The sequence below is a fragment of the Streptomyces bobili genome (assembly GCF_002154575.1).
In the GTDB taxonomy this organism is placed as follows: Bacteria; Actinomycetota; Actinomycetes; order Streptomycetales; family Streptomycetaceae; genus Streptomyces; species Streptomyces bobili.
Genome location: NZ_MUBA01000850.1, coordinates 1 through 2,071, shown reverse-complemented (window position 1 = coordinate 2,071; position 2,071 = coordinate 1). Strand labels below are relative to the sequence as shown.

Here is a 2,071-nt window from a genome sequence, read left to right as displayed (position 1 = left end):
CCCGCCGCCGGGCCGCGCAGCTCGCGGTGGCCGAGGCGATGCTGCGGCGCGGACCCCGCCCGCGTGGCCGGCTGGCTCACCGCGCTGACACGCCTCGGAATGCTGCGGGCGGACGCGGAGGGCCGCCCCCGCTACGCCCACCCCCTGCTCCGGGACGCCGTACTCAGCGGCTGGCCGGGCGCCCGCCGCCGGGCCGCGCAGCTCGCGGTGGCCGAGGCGATGCTGCGGCGCGGGGACCGGGTCGACGCCGTGGCCCGGCAGTTGCTGGGCAGCGGGCCGGCCGGACTGCCGTGGGTGCTGCGGGTGCTGCGGGACGCCGTCGCCGTCGCCGTGCACCAGGGCCGCCCCGACGACGCCGTCGTCTACCTCCGGCGCGCCCTCGCCGAACCGCTCCCCGACGACCTGCGCCAACGGCTGCTGACCGAACTGGGCTCGCTGGAGTACGCCTCCGCCGACGCCCCGGCCGGCCTCCCCCGGCTCGCCGAGGCCCTCGACCTCCCGGCGGAGCCCCGCGACCGGGTCCGTACGGCCCTCGCGCTGGGCACCGCCCTCGCGGGCCGCGGCGAGGTGCGGGCGGCGGTGGAGGTGCTGCGCGCGACGGAGGCCGGACTCACCGGTCACCCCGAACTGGTCCGCACCGTGCGGACCGCGTCCGCGCTGCTGTCCGACCAGGACCAGACGGTCCGCCGCGAGGCCTACCGCTGGCTGACCGACGCCGCGCGACGCTCACCGGAACTGGTCGGCGCCACCGGCCAGGCCCTCCTCGTGCGCTACGCGGCGACCGCCGGGGCGAGTTCGGCGAAGGCGGCGATGGCCCGGCTGCGGACCCTGCTGACCGAACCGGCGGAACCGCTCGCCGAGCCCTTCCTGCTGGGCACCGCGGCGGCCGTGGCCCAGTGGGCCGACGAACTCGACGAGGCGGAGGGCCTGGTGGAACGCGGCCTGGCCGGGCAACGCCCCTCCCTCCTCCACCCCATGCAACGGGCCCTGCGCGACGTCCTGTTGGACATCACCGCGGCCCGAGGCGACTACACCCGCCTGCTGGCCGAGACCGAGACCGAGACGGGTGCGGAAACTGTTCCGGATACCGATACCGATACCGACGCCGAAACCCCGGCCGCGAACGGCCCCACCAACGCCGACGCCCACGCCCTCCTCGCCCTCGTCGAAACCGGCCGCGCCGCGCAGGCAAGGCGCCTCGCGGCCCGCTTCGACCTGCGGGGCGCGCCCGACTCCTGGGAACTGAACCGCTTCCTGTACGCACGCGGCATCCTCCGCCTCTCCGACGGGGACACCACCGGTGCCCTGCACGACTTCCTGGAGTGCGGTCGCCGCCAGTCCGCCCGCGCCGTGCTCAGCCCCGTGGTCACACCCTGGCGGTCGGCGGCGGCCCGCTGCCGCCTGGCCCTCGGCAGTCCCCGCGAGGCGATCGCCCTCGCCGAGGAGGAACTGCGGCTGGCCCGGGTGTGGGACACCCCGCGCACGGTCGGCCGGGCCCTGCGCGTCCTGGCCCGAGCGACCGGCGGCCGACGGGGCCTGGAACTCGCCGAGGAGTCCGTGGCCCTGCTCCGCGACTCCCCGGCCGACGCCGAGCTGATCGCCGCCCTCCTCACCCGGGGCCGCCTCCTGTCCACCGGCGGCGACCGGTCCCGCGCCCGCGACAGCCTCCGCGAGGCCGCCGAACGAGCCGAACGCCTGGGCGCCGTACGCCTGCGCTCCCGAGCCGAGGAAGCCCTGCGCGCGGGCGGCGCCCGCCGCACCTCCACCGCCCACACCGGCACCGCCTCCCTCACCGGCAGCGAACGCCGCATAGCCGAACTCGCCGCGGCCGGCCGCACCAACACGGAGATAGCCGACCTCCTCCACATAGCCCGCCGCACCGTGGAAACCCACCTCACGAGCGCCTACCGAAAACTGGGCATCCGCCGCCGCGGCGAACTGGGGGAGGCGTTGCAGGGGCAGGCCTAGGCATCCCCGTCCGCCGCCGCCCGTCCCCCGAGCAGGTCGTCCCTGTCCTCCAGGTGGGCCGCGTTCGAGGGGTCGGTGAGGAGGTGGCGGGTGGTGGGGGCCT

1 protein-coding gene is annotated in these 2,071 nt (G+C 77.2%); it reads left to right on the top strand.

All coding sequences use genetic code 11. The features are described 5' to 3' along the window. On the top strand, positions 1–1,968 hold a 1,968-nt coding region (locus BZL64_RS38195; protein ID WP_244205803.1), incomplete at its 5' end, for a helix-turn-helix transcriptional regulator. Between the last annotated feature and the right edge of the window lie 103 nt (positions 1,969–2,071).